At 67.8% G+C, this 20,032-nt stretch carries 15 protein-coding genes and 1 pseudogene; 8 read left to right on the plus strand and 8 right to left on the minus strand.

Features of this window, described 5'->3' with window-relative positions:
• The first annotated feature begins 256 nt into the window (after positions 1–256).
• Positions 257–1,021: an acetyltransferase gene (locus tag AAHS21_RS18755; RefSeq protein WP_342929083.1), complete on the plus strand. Its 765-nt coding sequence runs from the start codon at positions 257–259 to the stop codon at positions 1,019–1,021.
• Here AAHS21_RS18755 and AAHS21_RS18760 read toward each other — a convergent pair.
• The 8 genes from AAHS21_RS18760 to AAHS21_RS18795 form a co-directional block, all read right to left on the minus strand.
• Positions 1,018–2,238, minus strand: coding sequence for an N-acetylmuramoyl-L-alanine amidase (locus AAHS21_RS18760; RefSeq protein WP_342929084.1), 1,221 nt, complete (start codon positions 2,236–2,238; stop codon positions 1,018–1,020). The two genes, AAHS21_RS18755 and AAHS21_RS18760, sit on opposite strands and share 4 nt — an antisense overlap.
• Positions 2,239–2,370: 132 nt before the next feature.
• Complete coding sequence (trxA, locus tag AAHS21_RS18765) at positions 2,371–2,724, minus strand: thioredoxin (protein WP_090597962.1); 354 nt, start codon at positions 2,722–2,724, stop codon at positions 2,371–2,373.
• Positions 2,721–3,737 (minus strand): thioredoxin-disulfide reductase, encoded by a 1,017-nt coding sequence (trxB, locus tag AAHS21_RS18770; protein ID WP_342929085.1) that lies wholly within the window; start codon positions 3,735–3,737, stop codon positions 2,721–2,723. Before trxB ends, trxA begins: the two co-directional genes overlap by 4 nt.
• Positions 3,738–3,831: 94 nt before the next feature.
• Positions 3,832–4,608 carry a hypothetical protein gene (locus AAHS21_RS18775; RefSeq protein ID WP_342929086.1) on the minus strand — a complete coding sequence of 259 codons (777 nt, stop codon included), beginning with the start codon at positions 4,606–4,608 and terminating at the stop codon, positions 3,832–3,834.
• Positions 4,609–4,655: 47 nt separating this feature from the next.
• The gene (gene sigM, locus AAHS21_RS18780) at positions 4,656–5,243 is read right to left on the minus strand and encodes an RNA polymerase sigma factor SigM (RefSeq protein WP_096290691.1); all 588 of its coding nucleotides are present in this window, start codon (positions 5,241–5,243) and stop codon (positions 4,656–4,658) included.
• A 61-nt stretch (positions 5,244–5,304) separates the two neighbouring features.
• Entirely contained in the window at positions 5,305–8,751 is a 3,447-nt protein-coding gene (locus tag AAHS21_RS18785; protein ID WP_342929148.1) for a lipid II flippase MurJ, read from the minus strand.
• A 179-nt stretch (positions 8,752–8,930) separates the two neighbouring features.
• Positions 8,931–11,342 carry a DUF6049 family protein gene (locus AAHS21_RS18790; protein ID WP_342929087.1) on the minus strand — a complete coding sequence of 804 codons (2,412 nt, stop codon included), beginning with the start codon at positions 11,340–11,342 and terminating at the stop codon, positions 8,931–8,933.
• Entirely contained in the window at positions 11,339–12,070 is a 732-nt protein-coding gene (locus AAHS21_RS18795; protein ID WP_342929088.1) for an NUDIX hydrolase, read from the minus strand. The genes AAHS21_RS18790 and AAHS21_RS18795 overlap by 4 nt, the downstream gene beginning before the upstream one ends.
• A 151-nt stretch (positions 12,071–12,221) precedes the next feature.
• Between AAHS21_RS18795 and AAHS21_RS18800 the strand changes: the two genes are divergently transcribed.
• The 7 genes and pseudogenes from AAHS21_RS18800 to AAHS21_RS18830 all read left to right on the plus strand — a co-directional run bounded on the left by AAHS21_RS18800 (position 12,222) and on the right by AAHS21_RS18830 (position 20,008).
• The gene (locus AAHS21_RS18800; RefSeq protein ID WP_342929089.1) at positions 12,222–13,664 is read left to right on the plus strand and encodes a CCA tRNA nucleotidyltransferase; all 1,443 of its coding nucleotides are present in this window, start codon (positions 12,222–12,224) and stop codon (positions 13,662–13,664) included.
• A gap of 42 nt (positions 13,665–13,706) precedes the next feature.
• A pseudogene (locus tag AAHS21_RS18805) lies at positions 13,707–14,528 on the plus strand (serine/threonine-protein kinase); the annotation flags it as partial.
• Positions 14,529–15,687: 1,159 nt separating this feature from the next.
• Complete coding sequence (locus AAHS21_RS18810) at positions 15,688–17,760, plus strand: serine/threonine-protein kinase (RefSeq protein ID WP_342929090.1); 2,073 nt, start codon at positions 15,688–15,690, stop codon at positions 17,758–17,760.
• Between the two features lie 46 nt (positions 17,761–17,806).
• Complete coding sequence (locus AAHS21_RS18815; protein ID WP_342929091.1) at positions 17,807–18,313, plus strand: pullulanase; 507 nt, start codon at positions 17,807–17,809, stop codon at positions 18,311–18,313.
• A 140-nt stretch (positions 18,314–18,453) separates the two neighbouring features.
• Positions 18,454–18,777 (plus strand): WXG100 family type VII secretion target, encoded by a 324-nt coding sequence (locus AAHS21_RS18820; RefSeq protein ID WP_330977086.1) that lies wholly within the window; start codon positions 18,454–18,456, stop codon positions 18,775–18,777.
• A 42-nt stretch (positions 18,778–18,819) separates the two neighbouring features.
• Entirely contained in the window at positions 18,820–19,116 is a 297-nt protein-coding gene (locus tag AAHS21_RS18825) for a WXG100 family type VII secretion target (protein WP_096290682.1), read from the plus strand.
• Positions 19,117–19,174: 58 nt separating this feature from the next.
• Positions 19,175–20,008 carry an ESX secretion-associated protein EspG gene (locus AAHS21_RS18830; protein WP_342929092.1) on the plus strand — a complete coding sequence of 278 codons (834 nt, stop codon included), beginning with the start codon at positions 19,175–19,177 and terminating at the stop codon, positions 20,006–20,008.
• The last annotated feature ends 24 nt before the right edge of the window (positions 20,009–20,032 follow it).

Consider the following 20,032-nt stretch of genomic DNA (forward strand, 5'->3'; position numbering starts at 1 on the left):
GACACCGGGTGTGTTCCGAACGCCTACCGAACCCTCTCGAGCGCGGAGATCCGTTGTACATCAAGCCTTTTCGAGTCCCGGTCGCCGCCGGCTGCGCGTATCGGAGCGTTTCGGCCGCGGCGCCGGAGTGGTCGGGTCAACACTGGCCCGAGAACAATAAACTCTCCTATCCTGGAGCGGTTGGTGGTGCACGTCAGCCCGGGTACAGCCGGGCTTGCCGCACTGGGCTGCGATACGCACGGAAGCCAGGAGGCTAGTGTCTGCTCGAATCACGCCCCTGCGGCTCGAAGGCTTCGAGCAGCTGCCCAAGCATGCGCGCCGCTGTGTTTTCTGGGAGGTCGATCCCGCGACCCTCGGCGATCAAGACCACCTCGCCGACCCGGAATTCGAAAAAGAGGCATGGCTGTCGATGGTGATGCTGGAGTGGGGGTCGTGCGGACAGGTCGCGACCGCGATGCCCGACGAGCAAAGCGTCACCGATCCTCCGTGTCTGGGCTATGTGCTGTACGCGCCGCCGGGTGCGGTGCCGCGAGCGCATCGGTTTCCTACCGCTCCGGTGTCTCCGGACGCGGTCCTGTTGACCTCGATGGGTGTCGAACTCGGGCACGCCCCCGACGACTTGCCACATGATCTGCTGGCCCGGGTGATCGACGAGTTGATGCGTCGCGGGGTCCGCGCGCTGGAAGCCTTCGGCCGCACCCCGGCCGCATCGGAATCGTTGGACCCCACCCTCGCCGACCCCGACGTCCGGCCGGTGCTGGAGTCCCTGGGGGATTGCTCGGTGGACCGCTGCATCATCGATGCGGAGTTCTTGAAAGACGTGGGTTTCGTTGTGGTAGCGCCACATCCGTACTTCCCGCGGCTACGCCTCGAGCTCGACAAGGGCCTGGGGTGGAAGGCGGAGGTGGAAGCCGCCCTGGAGCGCCTACTGCAGAACGCCGAGCTTCAGCAGCCGGTCGGCGCCGGGTCTTGCAACGTCCTGAAGGCGGGAAATACGTTGCAGAACAAGCAGAACGGTTAAGTACCGCCGAGGCGGGTCGTCCGTTCCACCGATAATTCGTGCGCCAGGAGCTCGGCGAAAGTGAAGGTGCCGGTGGGTCGGTCGTTTTTGCCGAGCAGGTAGAGCCGCTTGACCGCGGCCAGGATGCCTTCGGCCACCGCATCGCGCGTTTGCATCGAGAGCAGCCGGTCCCGGTCACCGGGGTTGGTAATGTAGCCGACATCGACCTGGACGGTGGGCATCCGGGTCAGCCGCAGCAGATCCCAAGTGCGTCCATGCGTCCGGCAATCGCGTAACCCGGTGCGGGCCACCACTTCTCGCTGGATGAAGTCGGCGAGATTGCGGCCGATGGTCGAAACCGACCCATGCGAGTTGCCAAAGTGGAACGAGGCCACGCCGTTGGCAGAAGAGCTGACCTGAGCTTCGCAGCGCAAGCTGATCATCAGGTCGGCACCGACGTTGTTGGCGGTAGCGGCCCGTTCGGCGTCCGACGGGCTACGGTTGGTCGGGCGGGACAGGAAGGTCTCCATGCCGATCGCGGTCATCCGGCCTTCCAGCCGACTCGCCAAGTCCCACAAGATATCTGCTTCGCTGACCGGGCCGGTCGGGCCGGGTGCGATCAGACCATGGTCGTCACCGCCGCGGCCCGGATCGATGATGATCCGCTTGCCCGAGAGTCGGGGACCGGAGCGCCGGACGAGTTCTTCTTCGCGAATGGCGTGGGGCGAACCGCCGCTGACCCGCGAACTCAGAAAGTACAAGGAGCGCAAGGTTTCCGGCCCGCAGATGCCGTCCGCCGACATCCCGTACTCGCGTTGGTACGACATCAACGCGTTGTGCGTCTGCAGGCCGAAATGGCCGTCGACCAGGCCGGTGTAGAAACCGAGATCTTGCAGCCTGGCCTGTAATGTCGCGACGTCGTCACCGTAGAGCGGAGCACCGAATTGGTGGTACAACGTGCGCGCGCCGAGCCGGTAGGACGCCTCTTTGAGTGCCCGGTAAGTCGCCTCGCCGACGATGCCGTCGACTAGCAGCCCACGATGCTGCTGGAAAGCACGGACGGCGTGGTCAAGCTGGGTGTCGAAGACTTCGAGGGCCACCTGCCGACCCGTCGCCAGATCTTCGCCAGCGCTGTCCAGTAGCCCTAATGCTGCCAGTGAGGCCCGGATTTCGGTCACAGCTGCGCTGCGGTCACCACAGCGCAGAGCGTCGCCGTTTTCGCGGCGCGGACTCGACATACCAAGGGCCCTCCGGGACAAACTGACAGGCTGACAAACGCACTACAGCTAACCGGTATTGTCGCAGATTCTTCTCAATTTCCGGAAAACCCCAGGCTGAACGGCGATGCGCTGGCGCAAACCGGATGGCGATCAGGTGAGGTTGGGCACCGCGTCGGAGAGCTCGCGCAGCAGCGCCGCCTTGCCCTTCGCGCCGACGATTCGCTTCACCGGCTGGCCGTCCTTGAACAGGATCATCGTGGGGATCGATACCACCTGGAAGTCACGCGCCGTCTCGGGATTCGCATCGACGTCGAGCTTGGCCACGGTCAGCTGATCCGACCGTTCGGCCGCGATCTCTTCGAGAACGGGTGCGACCATCTTGCACGGTCCGCACCAGGTCGCCCAAAAGTCAACCAGCACAGGCTTATTGCTGGATAATACGTCCGCGGAGAAGGAAGCGTCAGAGACTTCCTTTGTGGCCCCGGCTTTTTCGGCGTCGCTCATCGTGGTGCTCCAATCAAATCAGTGTCGTCCGCATTTCCGGCCGCCGGTTTTTCGTCGGCGACTTCGGTCTGTTCGTGCTCGGCCAACCAGCGCTCGGCGTCAATGGCCGCCGAGCAGCCACTGCCCGCCGCCGTGACGGCTTGCCGGTAGGTACGGTCCACCAGATCGCCGGCCGCGAAGACACCGTCGATGGTGGTGCTCGTGGTGCGTCCCTTGACAAGTACGTAGCCGTCCGGGTCGACGTCGATGACGTCGCGCACCAGAGCCGACCGGGGTTCGTGGCCGATCGCGACGAACACACCCGTGACCGGGAGTGTGGTCTCTTCGCCAGTTACGTTGTCGCGCAATTGCAGTCCCGTGACTGTTGTCTCGCCGTCCACCGCCACCACGGTCTGGTTGGTGATGAATTTGATCTTGTCGTTGGTACGTGCGCGCTCGAGCATGATCTTGGAGGCCCGGAATTCGTCACGACGGTGCACCAGCGTCACGCTGCGCGCGAAGCGGGTCAAGAACGTCGCCTCTTCCATCGCCGAGTCACCGCCGCCGATCACGGCGATGTCCTGGTCGCGGAAGAAGAACCCGTCACAGGTGGCACATGCGCTGACCCCGCGGCCCAGCAACTCCTGCTCGCCGGGCACCTGCAGGTAACGCGCCGCGGCACCCATCGCCAAGATGACGGCGCGCGCCTTGAAGGTCTCGCCTTCGGCGGTCACAACGGACTTGACCGGTCCGTCCAGCGAGACGGATTCGACGTCTTCCATCCGCAGGTCCGCCCCGAAGCGCAACGCCTGCTCGCGCATCTGGTCCATCAGTTCCGGGCCGGTGATGCCGTCGCGGAAGCCGGGGTAGTTCTCCACTTCGGTCGTGGTCATCAGCGCGCCGCCGAACGACGTGCCTTCAAAGACCACCGGGGCCAGTTGCGCGCGCGCCGCGTAGAGCGCTGCCGTGTACCCGGCCGGACCGGAACCGATGACGATGACGTCGTGGACTTTGTCATGAGCGGTATCGGTCATGCGAGCCTTTCAGGGATCCAGATTTCTCAATCGTGTCGAACGCCAGCCTAGGCGCGGCTGTTCCCGGCCGTGTCGCGCAACACGTGCCACCACCTTAAGGGCGGGGGACCTGGGTGCTGGCTAACAGCCCAGTATCGGCGGCGCTGCAGTTCAGGGCCACCGCAAAGACGGCAAGGTCGTCGGGACTATCGGCGGGCAACACCAGCAGCACGCCGGGGCGAGCGTTGATCTCGATCGGCCGCGCGGCGAGCACCTGGGTGGAAGCCGGATAGCCGAGACCGCCTAGACAGGATGCGCGTCGGCCGGGGTCGGCGAGCGGACCGTAATCGGGAGCACGGCGCAGCAGGACGCCGATTTCGGACGCGGACAGCGGGATCGCCATCGGTGGGGTCGACACCGTGATGTGCATGGCGGTGGTCGGGGTGCTCGGGGCGGGTTCGGGCTCGTTGAGCAGCGCCACCGTGCCGAAACCGACCGCCGCGAGCGCCGCGCCGACACCGGCCACCCCGGCGGCGATTCGCGCGGGGCGGATGCGCGGGCGAGCGGCGTGAGTCACCACCGTCGCCGCGGCACCTGGGGACGCCGCCCGCAGCGCCGCGGAGATCCGGTTCGTTGTCTCGGCCGGCGATTCAGGTGCCGATTCCGGATCCGCGCCGAGAGCCGCGACATCGCGGCGTACCTGGTTCAACGCCCTCAGGACCCGTTGGGCGTTCGGGTCTTGGCGCACTCGCCGGCGCAGCCGGGCGGCGGATTCGTCGTCCAGCAGACCGGCCTGCAGGTCGGCGAGCGACTCCGCCGTCAGCGCCGCGTCCGCGCCCGCATTCCGCGGATCCGGATCGTGATCCGCCGGTTCGTTCTCCGCCTCGCCCATCCGCCCCAGTGTCCGTCATGCCCGGGCCGGCGGTCGCGCCCGGCCCGTTAACGCTGGCCGCCGGGGCGGTCGGGGGTGGTGTGGGCGCCGGCATCCAGATAGCCGAGCAGGTGGGCCAGCCGTACCCGGGCACGCGCGCATCTGCTTTTGACCGTGCCCTCGGCGACTCCCAGCAGCGCCGCGGTGTCGGCGATCGAATAGCCCTGCATGTCGACCGCCACGATCGTGGCGCGTTGCTCGAGCGGTAACCGCATCAGCGCGCGTTGCACCACCATCGCGGTTTCGACCTGAGCCGTACGATCGGGCACCGGATAAACATCCTCCAGCGGCGCCGTCCGGTGAGATTTGGTGCGCCGCAGCCGATCCAGGCAGGCGTTGACCACGATCCGGTGCAGCCAGCTGCCGACCGCGGCGTCATACCGAAATGAGCCGGCACCGCGGTGTGCCGACAGCATGGCGTCCTGCAGCGCGTCTTCGGCGTCCTCGGGCGTGCGAGTGGTCAACCGGGCAAGGCGGTGCAGCTGGCGCCGGTGGCGTCCGAACAGCTCGCCGAACGCGTAGCGGTCGCCGGCAACATGGGCGGCCAGCAGCTCGGCATCACTGCGTTCCTGCTGGATATACCCCCCGACGCCCACGGCCGGACAGTATCCAATCGGTTACCGCGCGGCACTTCACCCCAGGGGGTGGTTGTGAGTGTCAGGACGCGGCTTGAACGGTGATCTCCGAGAAGCCGGCCTGGCTCTTGCCGCTGGTGGTTCCCAGGGTGGAGATCCACACCAGCAGGTTAGACGTGGGGGCGCCGGCCTTGACCGGGATGACGTTATGACCGGGCTTCAGGGTGAACGCCGGGGCCAGCACGGTGGTGTCGTCCAGCTTCGAGGGCGACGCCGTGGACGCCGCGCGAATCTCGACCTTGGTGCCGCTGCTCGGCGTGTCGATGCTGACCTGGCCTATCACCGTGGGCTTCGGCAGCTGCAGGATCAGCCCCTCGCCCTGCTTGAAGCTGGGAAACGGCACGGCATCGGTATAGACCTCGGTCGCCCAGGCGGTGGTGGGGTCGCCGTCGATCGCCTGCCCGGCCGTACCCGGATTGTCGGGATCGCCGTCGGGCGAAAAGACCGTGGCCCGAGTGGGTTTGACGATGCTGCCCGCAGGGGCGGGGTTCGGCGACGACGAGGCGCTCGACGAGCTCGGCCCGTTGAGCCCGAGCTCGTCCTTGTTGAGGCCGCCGCCGACATTGCCGAAGATCTTGCTCACGATCGACGCCAGCACCAACAACGCGACCACGATGATCGCGAGCGCCGCCGCGCCACCGATCGCCAGGTTGCGGCGCCGACGCACCATCGCCGCGTACTCCCGGCCGGTCGGCCGCGGGGCTTCAGGTGGCGGGGAGTCGTCGATGGGGCCCAGCACCTCGGTGCGGTCGGCCACCGCGGTGGCCTGCTGCAAAAGGTTCAAAAGCGTTGACGCACTGCGAATTCCACCATCTTCCTGGACGGAGCGGACAGCGACCGCCGAGATCTGGAAGGGAATATCGCGATCGATGGAGTTGGGTTCGACGGGTAGGCCCGTTGCGTCCCGCTCGGCCGGCGCGAGCCCGCTGCGCACCCCGAACTCCGGCAGCGGCCACCGGTTGACCAGCAGCGCGTACAGCGAGGCGCCGATGCCGCGGATGTCGTCCTCGGGGTTGGCGTCGGGCATGGTCGCCGGGTAGGCCAGCACCACGTCGCCGTCGATGCTGACCCGAACCCGGCTGGGATGGTCGATCGACAGGGCGACCCCATTGCGGTGGGCGGCGTCTGCGGCAACGGCCAGCGACTGCATCGCCCGAATGGCGCCGACCGCCGAGGGCGCGGTGTCCGCCACCTCCTGCAGCGAGCCGCCACGGATCCACTCCGCGACCACCAGGCCACCATGACTGGACCGGACGACGTCGAGCACGCGGGCGATGCCGGGCTTGTCGATCCGGCTCAGCCGCAGCGTACGGGACAGGATCTCCTGCAGGACCTCTTCGGGTAGGGCACCCTCCGGATCGACGAACGTCAGCGCCACCTGCCGGTCCAGCGCGGTGTCGAGTGCCTGCCAGAACTGCAGCGGCGGCGCACCGCCGTGGAAGACCAGCAGCCGATACCGGCCCCCGGCGATCCGGGCACCGGGAACCAGGTGGACGTCCTCGCCCGACGATTCCGCCGCCCGTTCGCGCGCGAGATCTCCGTTGCGCGCCGGCGGCGATGGTTCGGGCTTGCGCCCGGCCGGAATGTCGGGCTGAAAGTCGTCGGCAGCCGGCCTTGGTATTGGGGAGGGTCGGTCGCCGCCCGAACCCAAACCGGACCCAGGTCCCGCGGCAGCGCTCTCCAAGGGGCGGTCGGTCACCTCCGGTCCTTTCGCTAGCCGGGCGTCGCCTGCTCGATCCGGAGGCCGGCGCCGGATCGGCTCCTGGACCGCATCAACCCCCGGCGGGGACGAATTCCTCTGCTCAGGGTACGTGACCGGGCCCGGCTGAGACGATCCCCGTGGGGCGGCGGGTGGCCGGGATTCCAGGGCTGTGGCTGGCTTGGCGCCGCGACCGCCAACCCGGCGACGGACGGCCGCGATCGTCGCCACCGCCTCCGGGACCTGCGCGCGAACCATGACCGTCACCAGGATCGGCGCCATGATGCAGCCCAGCACCAACAGCCGCAGCAGCGAACCGGCAGCACCGCCATGCGCGGTCAAGGCGGCCAGCCCCAACAGCCGGTCGGCGATGTGGGCGATCAGGCCGGCCAGCATCGACGCGACGATCGTCACCAGGATCGTCCGTACCTCCGCAGACCCGATCAGCTGACCGCCGGCCGGCAGCAGCGTGCGCCGCAACAGGTAGTAGCCGACCAGCGCCCCGGCGAAGAACCCGAGTCCGTTGGCCAGCCCGAGGTAGCCGGCCACCAGTTGGGGATCGCTGGTCAGGTGCGGCGCGAGCACCGAACCGGCGATCTTGACGGCCGTGATGACGAGGATGATCACGATCGGCGTCCAGGGCTGCTCGCGCGCGTAGAACACCCGTAGCTGCAGTAGCACCAGGCCGTACGGGATCAGCGTGAATGCCGACAAGGCGATCGCGGCGCCCAGATATCCGGCGTCGACCCCACCGAAGTGGCCATAGGCAAACAGCGCGCTACCGATCGCGGGTCCGCCGACCGTCATGAACGCCACGATCGGAATCAATGTGATCAGCGTCAGCCGGGTGGCCAGCGACAGGTCGGCGAGCACGGCTTTGGTGTCGTCGGCGGCCGCGTTGCGGCTCAGGCGCGGCATCACGACGGTCAGCACCGTGACACCGATCATGCCGAACGGCAGCATCAGCACCAGCCAGGTGTAGTTGTAGATCGCCGGGCCGGACGCCGCCGCGGTGCTGGCGATTTGGTTTCCCACCACCAGGCCGAGCTGGCTGATCAGCACATAGAGCACCATCGCGGCGGCCATCGCGCCGAACCGCTTGAGCCGCTCGTCGATCCCCCACAGCGGGCGCAGGCTGACGCGCTCGCGGCGCAGCGCGACCAGCAATACCGCGGTCTGCGCATAGACGCCCAGCGTGGTGCCGATGGCGAGCACCAGCAGCTTGGTGTTGCCCATCCGGACGGGATCGACCGACAGCTCACCGGGGACGACCAGATACACCGCCAAGGTCACCAGCGCGACGACATTGTTGACGACCGGCGCCCACGCCGTCGGCCCGAAAACGTTGCGGGTGTTCAGGATTGCCATGAACACCGACGTCAGGCCGTAGGCGAGCACCTGCGGCAGCAGCAGGTAGGCGAACGCGGTGGTCAGCGGCTCGTTGACCTGCGGGGTGCGGCCCAACATCAGCCGGACCAGCAGTGGCGCGGCCGCCACCGACACCAGCGTGGCGAATAGCAGCAGCGCGGTGGTCACCGTGACCAGCCGCCGGACGAAGGCGGCACCGCCATCGGCGTCGCTCTGCTCGGCCCGGGCCAGCACCGGCACGAAGATCGCGGTGAACGTCGCTTCCAGCACGAGCGCGGCGACCAGGTTCGGCAGCTGATTGGCCACCGAGAAGGCGCTGGACAGCGCCGCACCCAGGATCGCGGCCAGCAGCACGATCCGGCCGAACCCGGTGATCCGGCTGACCAGCGTCGCGAGCGCCATCGCCCACGACCGCGATACCAAGGCGGAATCGGACAGTTCCACCCGCCGCGTTGGCAGGTCGGTCACCGGTGGCAGTGGCCCCGTCGGCGCTGGAATCCGGCCCGGCGGGCCGGACGGTCGCGGTGGCGGCTGCTGGCGCCGCGGCGGTTGCTGAGGATGGGACCGCCGGTAGGCGGGTTTCATACGCGGTGCTCTTCGTCGACGCGTCCGCCGACCTCACGCCGGGCGCCGGCCGGATGGTGGTGGGGCGGGTCGGGGCGGTCCAGGTCGGCGCGGTCGGGCTGGCCGCGGAATCGGTGCCACAAACGGCGGCCGGCGAGCAGCACCAGCACCGCCGCCGCGGTCAGGGTGATCGCGAACAGCACCTTGCCGTAGGCGTTGGAGTGCACCGACAGGCGCACCGGGTCGCCCAGCCGGGTGCCGTCCGGGGTCCGCAGCGTGACGTCGATCGCGACGCGCTGGGTGAAGTTCACTTCGATCGGCACCCGCAGGGGCAGGTAGCCGGGCGGCAATTCGATCTGTCCGACGTCGGTCACGGTCATCCCGGGTGGGGCGTCGACCTGCAGGCGGACCTTGATCGGCACGGCGAGACCGTTGTGCAGCGCCAACGGCAGGGGACTGTGCTCGGTGGCCAGGGTGTAGGAACCGCCGGGGTTGACGATCGTCACCGCACCGAATAGGTCGTTGATCGTGTTACCGACGACCGCCAGCCGCTGCTGGGCCAGCCCGTTGCGGCTATCGGGAGGATCGGACTGGCTCAGCGCGCGCAGCATGTCTTCGCGCAGCGGAGCGGTGTACTGGACGCCGGTCAGGCCGGTGCGCTCGTCGGTGCTCAGCGCGGCGGTCAGTTTCCACAGCCGGGCGGTCTGGCCGTTGACGTCGGCGATGACGTTCTCCCCGAACCGGCCGCGCTCGGGGTCGGCGACGTCCAACTGCTGCGCCGGCTGGGTGCGGGCCGCGTCAACGGCCTGGGCTTCGCCGATGACCGCCGGCAGCGGCCGCGGCACCCCCAGGCCGGAACGGATCGTCGTTGCCAGCGCCGTCAGGATCACCTGCGCGTCGTCCGCGCCCAGGTTCCATGTCGCCGGCGGAACCAGGAGCTGGGTGCGCGGCGGGGCGTCGCGGTCCAGCGCATGCCAGAACATCGAGCCCAGGGCGTCTTGGCGGCGTGCGGTATTGGAGTCGTGCGCGAGCCGAACCGTCAGCGACGGGTCCAGATAGGTCGGCGCGCTGGGGCTGTTGCCCGCCCCGGCCAGTGCCGCGCCGACCGCGGGGTCGAACGGCGCAACCACTACCTGCGGGGACAGCCGCCGCGGTGCGGTGTCGACGTTGTCGGGCCCGGGCGACGCCTGCGGATCCGGGGCGACCAGCTCGCCGGCGGCCACCGCGACCGTGCTGTTGTTGGCGCTGAGCAGGTTGACCGTGCCATCGGTCAGCGGGCCGTCGGGCAGCAGCGTGGCACCGCGGGTCGAGGAGATGTCCAGGATGTGGTCGACGATGTCGCCGACGCTGGTGGTGGCGATTGCGCTGAGGCCCGGATCATTGACGCGCTGCAACGCGTCGAGATCGGCCTGCGCGTAGGGCAGTGGTGCGACGCAGGTGCGGCGGGCCAGCGCGCGCAACCGGTTGAGCCACCCGGTCGCGGCGGTCTGCCCGGTGCCGGGGTGTGTCGGGGTGCCCGGCTGCTGCGCCGGCCCGTCGGGGGAGTTGGACACGACATAGCCGGCCGTCATCGCGTTGACGGTCACCAGCAGGTCCGGGTCGATGGCCAGGCATAGCGCGCGGCCGACGGCACCATCGGGGTCGACGTCGTGGCTGGTCGCGACCTCGGCCGCGGACAGCAGGATGTCCAGCCGGCCGCCGGTGGCCAGCGAGGAGGCCAGGTCGTCGTCGACCAGCCGGACTCCGATGGTGCCGCCCGGCTGGCCCGGGGACAATCGGGGGCGATCGGCGAGCGGCCACAGCATGGTGACCCACACGGGTTTCGAGGTGTCCGGCGCGACCGCGGACTCCAAAGCGTCGGCGTGGTCGGGTGGCACCCCGATCACCGGCAGCAGGAACCGCGCGTTGTCCAGCCGGGCTGGGGCGCCGTAGTCGGGTGTGCCGTTGGCGTTGACCAGCAGGGGATAGATACCCGGCTGGTTGATGCCCAGCGACGGCTTGGCCAGCGAGCGCAGCGGTGCGGACAAAGTGAAGCCGACCTCTTGGCCGCGCTGGAGTTCGGGAGCGACGGTGAGAAAGTCGGCGGCCGGCTGGTATTGATCGGTGCTGCCGTCCAGCGAGGTCCGCAGGCTCGCCGATGCGGTGACCGCGGCGGCATGTTCGAGCCGGACCATCACGTCACGCACCGGGCGGTCGCCGATGTTGGTCACCATCCCGCTGACCGTGACGACCGGCGGGCTGGTCGTGGTGCCGACGTCCGGGGTCACCTGGTCGATGCGGACGCGGACGAACGGCGTCGAACCGGGTTCGTTGGCCGCGGCGCGGGGCATGCCGATCGGGCCGGTGAGCACCACCGCAAAACCGGCCACAATGCCGATCACGACGGCAAGGCGCAACACGGCTGCGCAGCAGAGGCGTGGCGCGGTCACGGCCCCGGCCCGTGACCGTTCTTACGACCGCGGGGCTTGTCGGAATGCCGGGTTCGGGAATGGGTCTGTGGATTGCGCCGGGGCGTGCTGGGCGGCAGCGGCGGCAGCGCGGCGGGACCGTCGGTCTGCAGCTTTCCGATCAGCTCGTTGGCGACCTCGGCGAGTCGACGTTCGTCGGCGTAGGCCAACCGCGACGGCAGCTCCTGGATCGGCACCCACGCCACCTCGGCGACTTCAAGGTCCTCATCGGACAGCTCGCCGCCGGAGAAGCGCATCAAATAGTGGTGCACGGTTTTGTGCACCCGGCGACCGTCGGTGACGAACCAGTAGTCGATGCGGCCGAGTGCGGCCAGCACGCTGCCGCGGATCCCGGTCTCCTCGGCGACCTCTCGAATGGCGGTCTGCTCGGCGGTCTCGCCGAGTTCGATGTGCCCCTTGGGCAGCGACCACAGCATCCGTCCCCGCCGGTCGATGCGTCCGATCAGGGCCGCGACCTGCGCGTCCATCGGGCCGTCGATGCCGTCGATGACCAGGCCACCCGCGGACGTTTCATGCACGGTCCGCAGCCGCTCCGGCACCCGGCGGGAGGGGCGAGGTCGACGCGTGCTGGTTGCCGCCGAGTCGGCGGTCACTTTGGCGTCGGCGTCGTTTTCGGACGCGCCCACACCGCCACGACCGCGACGGCGCCCCCGCCGCCGGCGTGGTTTGGCTTGTTCGCCATCCGACACCCAAGCGATAGTAGCTGGCACGAGCTGTTCTTCCGGACACACTCGCCGCTGGTGCGGGCGCGACGACGGCCCGTGGACGACTAGGCTGAATTGTCGCGCTCCTCCGCGGGCCGTACCTGCCCGCATCGTCACACGACTAGGCTGACCGAACGTGTCCGACGCCGCCAACGATGTAGAGCTGCTGACGTCGGCGTGGATTGCCCTCAATCAGCATGCCGCCGTGCTGGGTGGACTGGGCGCCTTGTTCGAGGCCGCGGGGCACGACTTGTATCTGGTCGGCGGATCGGTGCGCGACGCGCTGCTGGGCCGGTTGAGCCCCGATCTGGACTTCACCACCGACGCGCGCCCCGAGCAGGTGCAGCAGATGGTGCGGGGCTGGGCCGACGCGGTCTGGGATACCGGCATTCAATTCGGCACCGTGGGCGTCGGCAAGGACGAGCACCGCCTGGAGATCACCACGTTCCGCGCGGACAGCTACGACCAGGTGTCACGCAGTCCCGAGGTGAAGTTCGGTGACCGCCTCGAAGATGACCTGGTGCGCCGCGATTTCACCGTGAACGCGATGGCCGTGCGCATCACATCGCAAGGCCCGGGCGAATTCCTCGATCCGCTCGGCGGTTTGGCGGCGCTCAAGGCCCGCGTACTGGACACCCCGGCGGCGCCGTCGGTGTCGTTCGGCGACGATCCGCTGCGGATGCTGCGCGCGGCGCGGTTCGTATCGCAGCTCGGGTTCACCGTCGCCCCTCGGGTGCGGGCGGCGATCGAAGAGATGGCCCCGCAGCTGGCCCGGATCAGCGCCGAACGGGTGGCCGCCGAATTGGACAAGCTGCTGCTCGGCGCCGACCCGGTGGCCGGCGTCGACTTGCTGGTTCAGACCGGGATGGGCGAAGTTGTGCTGCCCGAAGTCGGCGCCATGCAGATGGCCATCGACGAACACCACCAGCACAAGGACGTCTACCAGCACTCGCTGACCGTGCTGCGCCAAGCCGTCGAGCTCGAAGATGCCGGCCCCGATTTGGTGCTGCGCTGGGCAGCGTTGCTGCATGACATCGGCAAGCCCGCCACCAGACGCCACGAGGAAAACGGCGGCGTGAGCTTTCATCACCATGAGGTCGTCGGCGCGAAGATGACCCGCAAGCGGATGCGGGCGCTCAAATACTCCAAGCAAATGGTCGACGACGTCTCCCAGTTGGTGTATCTGCATCTGCGGTTCCACGGCTATGGCGACGGGAAGTGGACCGACTCCGCAGTACGCCGCTACGTCACCGACGCCGGACCGCTGCTGCCGCGGCTGCACAAGCTGGTCCGCGCCGACTGCACCACCCGCAACAAACGCCGGGCCGCGCGACTGCAGGCCAACTACGACCGGCTCGAGGCGCGCATCGCCGAGCTGGCAGCCCAGGAGGATCTGGCGCGGGTGCGTCCCGATCTGGACGGCAACCGGATCATGGAGCTGCTGGACATCCCGGCCGGCCCGCAGGTCGGCGAGGCATGGCGGTTCTTGAAAGAGCTGCGCCTAGATCGCGGGCCGTTGACCGACGAGGAAGCCACCGCGGAGCTGCTCGCCTGGTGGAAGACGCGCGGCAACGCTTGACTTTGGCCGTGGGCGCCCGCCGAGGAGTTCTAGGATTTGCCCATGCCATTGGCTGAGGGGGCGCAATTCGCTGGTTATACCGTGGTGCGGCCGTTGGGCGTGGGCGGTATGGGCGAGGTGTATCTGGTGCGCCATCCGCGGTTGCCGCGTTTCGAAGCTTTGAAGATTTTGCGGGCCGACGTGTCGGCGGATCCCGACTTTCAGCAGCGGTTCAACCGTGAGGCCGAATTGGCGGGCGGCCTGTGGCATCCCCACATCGTCGGCGTGCACGACCGCGGTGAATTCGACGGCCAGTTGTGGATCGCGATGGATTATGTCAACGGGCCTGATATCCGCGCGCTGATGGACCAGCACCCAGGCGGTATGCCGGCAGGCGAGGTCGTGGCGGTGGCGACCGCGGTCGCCGCGGCGCTGGACCATGCCCATCACCGGGGGCTGCTGCACCGCGACGTCAAACCGGGCAACATCATGATCAGCCGGCCCGATGACGGCAGCCCCCCGCGAATCATGTTGAGCGACTTCGGTATTGCCCGACCCGTCGAGGACACCACAGGACTGACGGTGACCAACGCGACGGTGGGCACCGTCGACTACAGCGCGCCCGAGCAGTTGCTGGGTCATCCGATCGACGGCCGTGCCGACCAGTACGCGCTGGCCGCGACTGCTTATTACCTGCTGACCGGCGCCAAGCTGTTTACCGGTGCCAGCCCGGTCGCGGTGATCAGCGCGCACCTGACCGCGCCGCCGCCGATGCTGGGTACGCGCCGCCCCGAATTGGGCAGTGCCGATTCGGTTTTCGCGCGGGCGTTGGCGAAAAACCCCGCCGAGCGGTTCGCTCGTTGCGGTGATTTCGCCACGGCGCTGGCTCGTCAGCTGCATCACGCCCCACCCGCCGGGCCCCCTCGACCGGCCCCCGTCGCCCCGCCGACGCACGCCCCGATGCCATTCGCGCCGCCCGCGTGGCCCGGCCCGTCAGCACCGCCCGGTGCGCCACAGCGTCCGCGACGGCGTCGATGGCGCGCCGCCGCGTTGGTCACGGCCGGGCTCGCCGCCGTCGGCATCGTTGCCGCCATTGCGATTCCACGACTGATCGATCACGGGCACCCCGCGCAATCGGAACCGCAGCTGCAGGAAGCCGCCCGGCTGGCCGGACAGCATTACCTGGAGGCACTTGCCCGCGGCGATGCGCCGGCCGCACTTGCGTTGAGCGTAAACCCGTCGGCGACACCACAATTCGCGACCAGCGATGTATTGCGGGCCCAGCTCGCGGCCGCGCCCATCACCGACATCACCGCCACGGCGGCACCGGTGCCCGCCGGCGACGACCCGCAGCAGGTGCAGTACCTGATGCTGTCCGCCAGATTCGGCCCGACTTTGTCGCAGGCCCGCATTGCCGTGCACCGCAAGGGCGACGAATGGAAACTCGACACCGCCACCGTCGCCGTCGATATCGGACCATCCGGCAGCAAGGATGCATCGCTGAAAGCGGTTGCGCTGTGGGGTGTTCCGACCGACGGCACATCGCCGGTCGCAGTGTTTCCCGGTGCACTGTCGGTTTCGTCCAGCAACCGCTACGTCGACATCGCGGCGCAGACCCTGCCGGTGCTACTCGACGCACTCGGCGGTGCCACCGACCGGCCGACCATCAGGCCGGTAGCCACGCTCAACGATGCGGGGAACCAGGCCGCCAAGGCGGCGTTCGACACGTGGAGCCACAACTGCTATCACGGCGTGGAACCGACCGACGACTGCGCGCGCCTGAGCCCCGACAACCCTACGATCGCTATCGATGGCCCCGGCGATTTCAGCAAGGCGACCTTCAACTTCGACGCCGGCACGATGGTGGTCGCGATCGGCGGCACCATCGTTTACCAGGGACACGCTGCGGGCATTCCCGACTACACCGTGACGGAGAAACCCATCGGCGTCGTCGACCTGACTAAGGAACCCCCGATATATATGCGCACGGAAAAGCATGGATAAACACCAGTCGCCCGTCGCTCGGCGAGCCTAAGATGCGCGCATGCCGTTAAGTGAGGGGGCACAGTTCGCGGGCTATACCGTGATGCGGCTGCTGGGGGCCGGCGGTATGGGTGAGGTGTATTTGGTGCGCCACCCGCGACTGCCGCGTTTCGAAGCTTTGAAGGTGTTGGGCACCCAGGTATCGGCGGATCCTGGCTACCAGCAACGGTTTAACCGCGAGGCCGAACTCGCCGCCGGGCTGTGGCACCCCCATATCGTGGGTGTGCAGGACCGTGGCGAGTTCGAGGGCCGGCTGTGGATCGCCATGGATTACGTCGACGGGACCGACCTCGACGCGCTGATGGACGAGCAGTACCCCGGTGGGATGCCGGCCGGGGAAGTGCTTGCGATCGTGACCGCAGTCGGCGCGGCGTTGGACCATGCGCATCACCGCGGGTTGCTCCACCGCGACATCAAGCCGGGCAACATCATGATCAGCCGGTCCGACGACGGCAGTCCTCCGCGAATCCTGTTGTGTGACTTCGGTATCGCGCGTCCCGTCGATGACACCACCGGTCTGACGGTGACCAATATGACGGTCGGCACGGTTCCGTACTGCGCTCCCGAGCAGCTGTCGGGTCAGCCCTTGGACGGTCGCGCCGACCAGTATGCGCTCGCCGCGACGGCTTACTACCTGCTCACCGGTGCCAAATTGTTTCCTCACGTCAACCCAGTGGCGGTAATCAATGCGCACCTGACATTGCCCGCACCGCTGCTCGGTGGGTTGCGTCCCGATTTAGCCAGCGCCAACGGGGTTTTCGCACGCGCCTTGGCGAAGAACCCCGCCGAACGGTTTGAGCGTTGTGGCGATTTCGCCGCCGCCCTGGCCGCACGCCTGGCGCACGGCCACACCGCGGCGCCCACCCCGCCGAGGCCGATATCGGAAAAGACGGTGCCCGTCGCCGCGGTAGCGACCGACGCGACCCGTCCGATCTCGCCACCGCGCCCGCAGTACCCGCCGCCGGCCCCGGCCGGCCATCCTGCTGCACCCGTGCCACCGCCGCCCGCGTGGGGCCCGCCGTTCAATGCGTTTCCCGCGCCGCCGCGCCGCCGGAAACGCACTGCGACGCTGGCCCTTTCGCTGCTGGCCGTGCTTGCCGTGGTGGCAGGAGTGGGGATCTTCGCGGCAAGCAAGATCATCGCCGGCGACGACACGAAACGTGCCGAGCAGGACCGCGAAGCCGCCCGGTTGGCCGGGCAGCACTACCTGGAGGCGCTGGCAGTCGGCGACGCCCACACCGCGCTGTCGGTGTCGGCAGACCAACCGGTCACGCCGCAGCTGCTCACCGACAAGGTGCTGCGCGCACAATTGGCTACCACGCCAATCACCGACATCAAGGTCAGCACCGACCCGGCCCCGGACCCGGGCACCCCATCCGACGCCCAGCGGCTGGTCTTGGCCGCGAAATTCGGCGTCACGCCCACCCAGGTCGTGATCTGGGCGCACAAGAAAGACGGTCAGTGGAAGCTCGACACCACCACCGCCGCGCTAGCGGTGGACAATCCGCCTGACGCGGTCGAAGCAATGAAAACCGTTGCGATCTATGGCGTGGGGACGAACGGCTCCAATCCCATCTCGGTTTTCCCCGGCATCGTTCAGATGGGATCGACCAATCGCTTCATCGATGTCACCGCGCCGCCGGAACGAGTAATGCTCGAGGCGCTCACCACACCGGCGGCCAACCGACCGGTCATTCACCCGACCGTCGCACTCAACGATGCAGGTCGCCAGGCGGCCCTGGCGGCTGTGGATGCCCAGCTCCGCATTTGTTTCAAAAGCGGTCCCAAGCCGCCGGAGTGCTGTCCCAAAGACGGCTGCAAGCCGCAGCCTGCCCCGCCTCTTGGAGTCGCGCCGGACAGCGAGACACTCCAGGAGCTCGAGAACACTCAGGGCATGACCTACGACCTGGACCCGAACACGATGACGGTTCATGTCTCGGGTGTCTTCAACTACCGGGCGCAGGTGATTCAGTATGCCAAACCGGCGATCTTCCGGGACGCCGTCACGGTGCAGGACAGCCACGTCGACCTGACCAAAGACCCACCGGTCTGGTTTCGCAAACCGGGGAGCTGACCGCCAGCCTCGGAACCACGCGTGGCACCGACGCGTCGGAACGGTTATGGATTACTGCCTGGCAGGTGATAGCGGCGCGGCGATGTGGCACGGCCAACCCGACCTCGATCTCGACCACGACGGCCGTCTCGAATCGATCGGGCTGGACTTCGACCACGACGGCATGCGCGACGACGCGCTGGCGGACCTGGACGGCGACGGTTTGGTCGATCACGCGGTGCTCGACCTCGACAATGACGGCACGCCCGAGGCGTACGTCACCGACGACGGGTCGGGTACCTGGGCGGTAGCGGCGGACCGGGCCGGGGGATTGCGCTGGTATGGGCTCGACGGGATCGAGCACACCGGTGGCCCCCTGGTGGACTTCGACGGTCACGGGCATCCGGACGATCGGCTGGTGGACGTCGACGGCAATGGGGTGGCCGACCGAGTGCTGTGCACCGACGAGACCGGCGTGACCGGTTATGTGGACACCGACGGCGACGGCCGGTGGGACGTCCGGTTATCCGATACCGACGGTGACGGGTCGGCAGATGGCGCGACCCACCTTTGACATGGTGTTTTGCCGCTTTCGCGAATGGGTAAATCAACGCCTGTGCAGCAGGCAAAACAACTGAAGTGACAGACCCCGATCCCTGTCTACACTCTTATCCATATCCGGTCGGGGAGGCCTAGGAATCGAGGGAGAAAAACATGCCAAGTTCAACCGTTGTTACACCCGAACTGCTGCGCGCTTCACAGCAAAAGATCGAATCGCGGCTGCAAGAGGCGGCGGCCATCGCCAACCAGTACCTGAGCGGACACGAGAACGTCGTCAGCGCCGCCGGGTGGACCGGCCAGGCCGGGACTACGTCGCTGAATACCGCGGGCCAAATCCAGCACGACCTGCAGCAGATCATGACCGGCGGTAACCGGTTGGCCCACGGGCTGGGCAAGACGGCCACGCTGATGGAACACCACGAAGCCGATTCCGCGCACAATCTCAACGGTGTGTTCGGCGGAGTCCAGTCCACCTAAGCCGCAATCCCCAAAAGCTTATTTAGCGTAAGGAATACAAAAATGTCAGACCAAATTACGTACAACCACGCCGTCGTCAGCGGCCTCACCGGAGACATCGCGACCCAAGCCGCGCAGCTGATGGAAATTCACGACGACGTTCTACACATCACCCAGTCGCTGGCCGAGTTCTTCCAGGGCCAGGGGGCCACGTCATTCTTCGACGCGCAACAGCAGATGCTGCACGGACTGCAGGATATGATCCAGACCGTCACCCTGCACGGGCACACCGTGGGCAATGTGCACGAAGCCGCTATAAATGCCGACAGTTTGACGGCAGGTTTCTTCAACCAGGCGTAGTCCGGGATTGGCGGGGCGCACCTAGCGTGCGCCCCGCACTTGGCTTCAAGGGAAGACCGTGCTGACCACCTCTCTAGACGGCCTCTGGGTGCTGCAGGTACTCACCGGCATCGAGGTCCTGGCTCCCGAGATGGGGCTGCGACCGCATCTGCCCCGCGTCGAGCCCAAGCACCAGGCGCTGGCCCACCCGGTGACCGCGGAGCTGCGCGCCGCCGGAGCGATCGACGAAACCGACTCGGTCGACGGCGTGATCGTCGAGTGGCTGACCGTGCTGTCGCGCCGCGACATCGGGTTGCTGGTGCACTTCCGCCTGGCCGACGACGGCGAGCCGACGCGTGCGCTGCTCGCCAGGTTCGCACAGTGGTGGGTCGCCATCGAACGATCGGGTGACCTGGTCCGGATCAGCGGGGCGGGCATCGCGAACAGCGAGGGTACGGCTAGTGCGGCGCTCAATGCACAGATCGAAAGACTATGCGGTGCAAACGATCCCGCGCCGCTGCGTCCGGTCACCCTGGATGCGGATGCGATGCGCGCCACCGCCACCGACGAGCGATCGCTGCACGAGTTCCTGGGCAATCAAGGGCTGGATGCCGATCAGGTGCACATGCTGAAACTGGCTACCGATCCCAGCCGCTCGGCCCAGGCGTCGTTCGTCGCCCTGCAGTCCGGGGTGGAAACCGGCCTGCCGACCCGGACCCACTTCGAACCAGGCGCGGTGACGATCATCGATACGACGGAGGGACGTGTTGTCGCCGAACAGGTTTCGTCCGGTGGCAAGAACTGGATGATCATCGCGCCGGGGACCAAGAACAACATCGGTACCGCGATCAACCATATGGTGCGGCGGCTACCGGCCAGCGAGGAATGGCATTCGTACCGAAAAGTCGTGTAGTCGAAAGGCAGTCCGAAAATGATA

It is taken from the genome of Mycobacterium sp. 050272 (assembly GCF_039023525.1).
In the GTDB taxonomy this organism is placed as follows: domain Bacteria; phylum Actinomycetota; class Actinomycetes; order Mycobacteriales; family Mycobacteriaceae; genus Mycobacterium.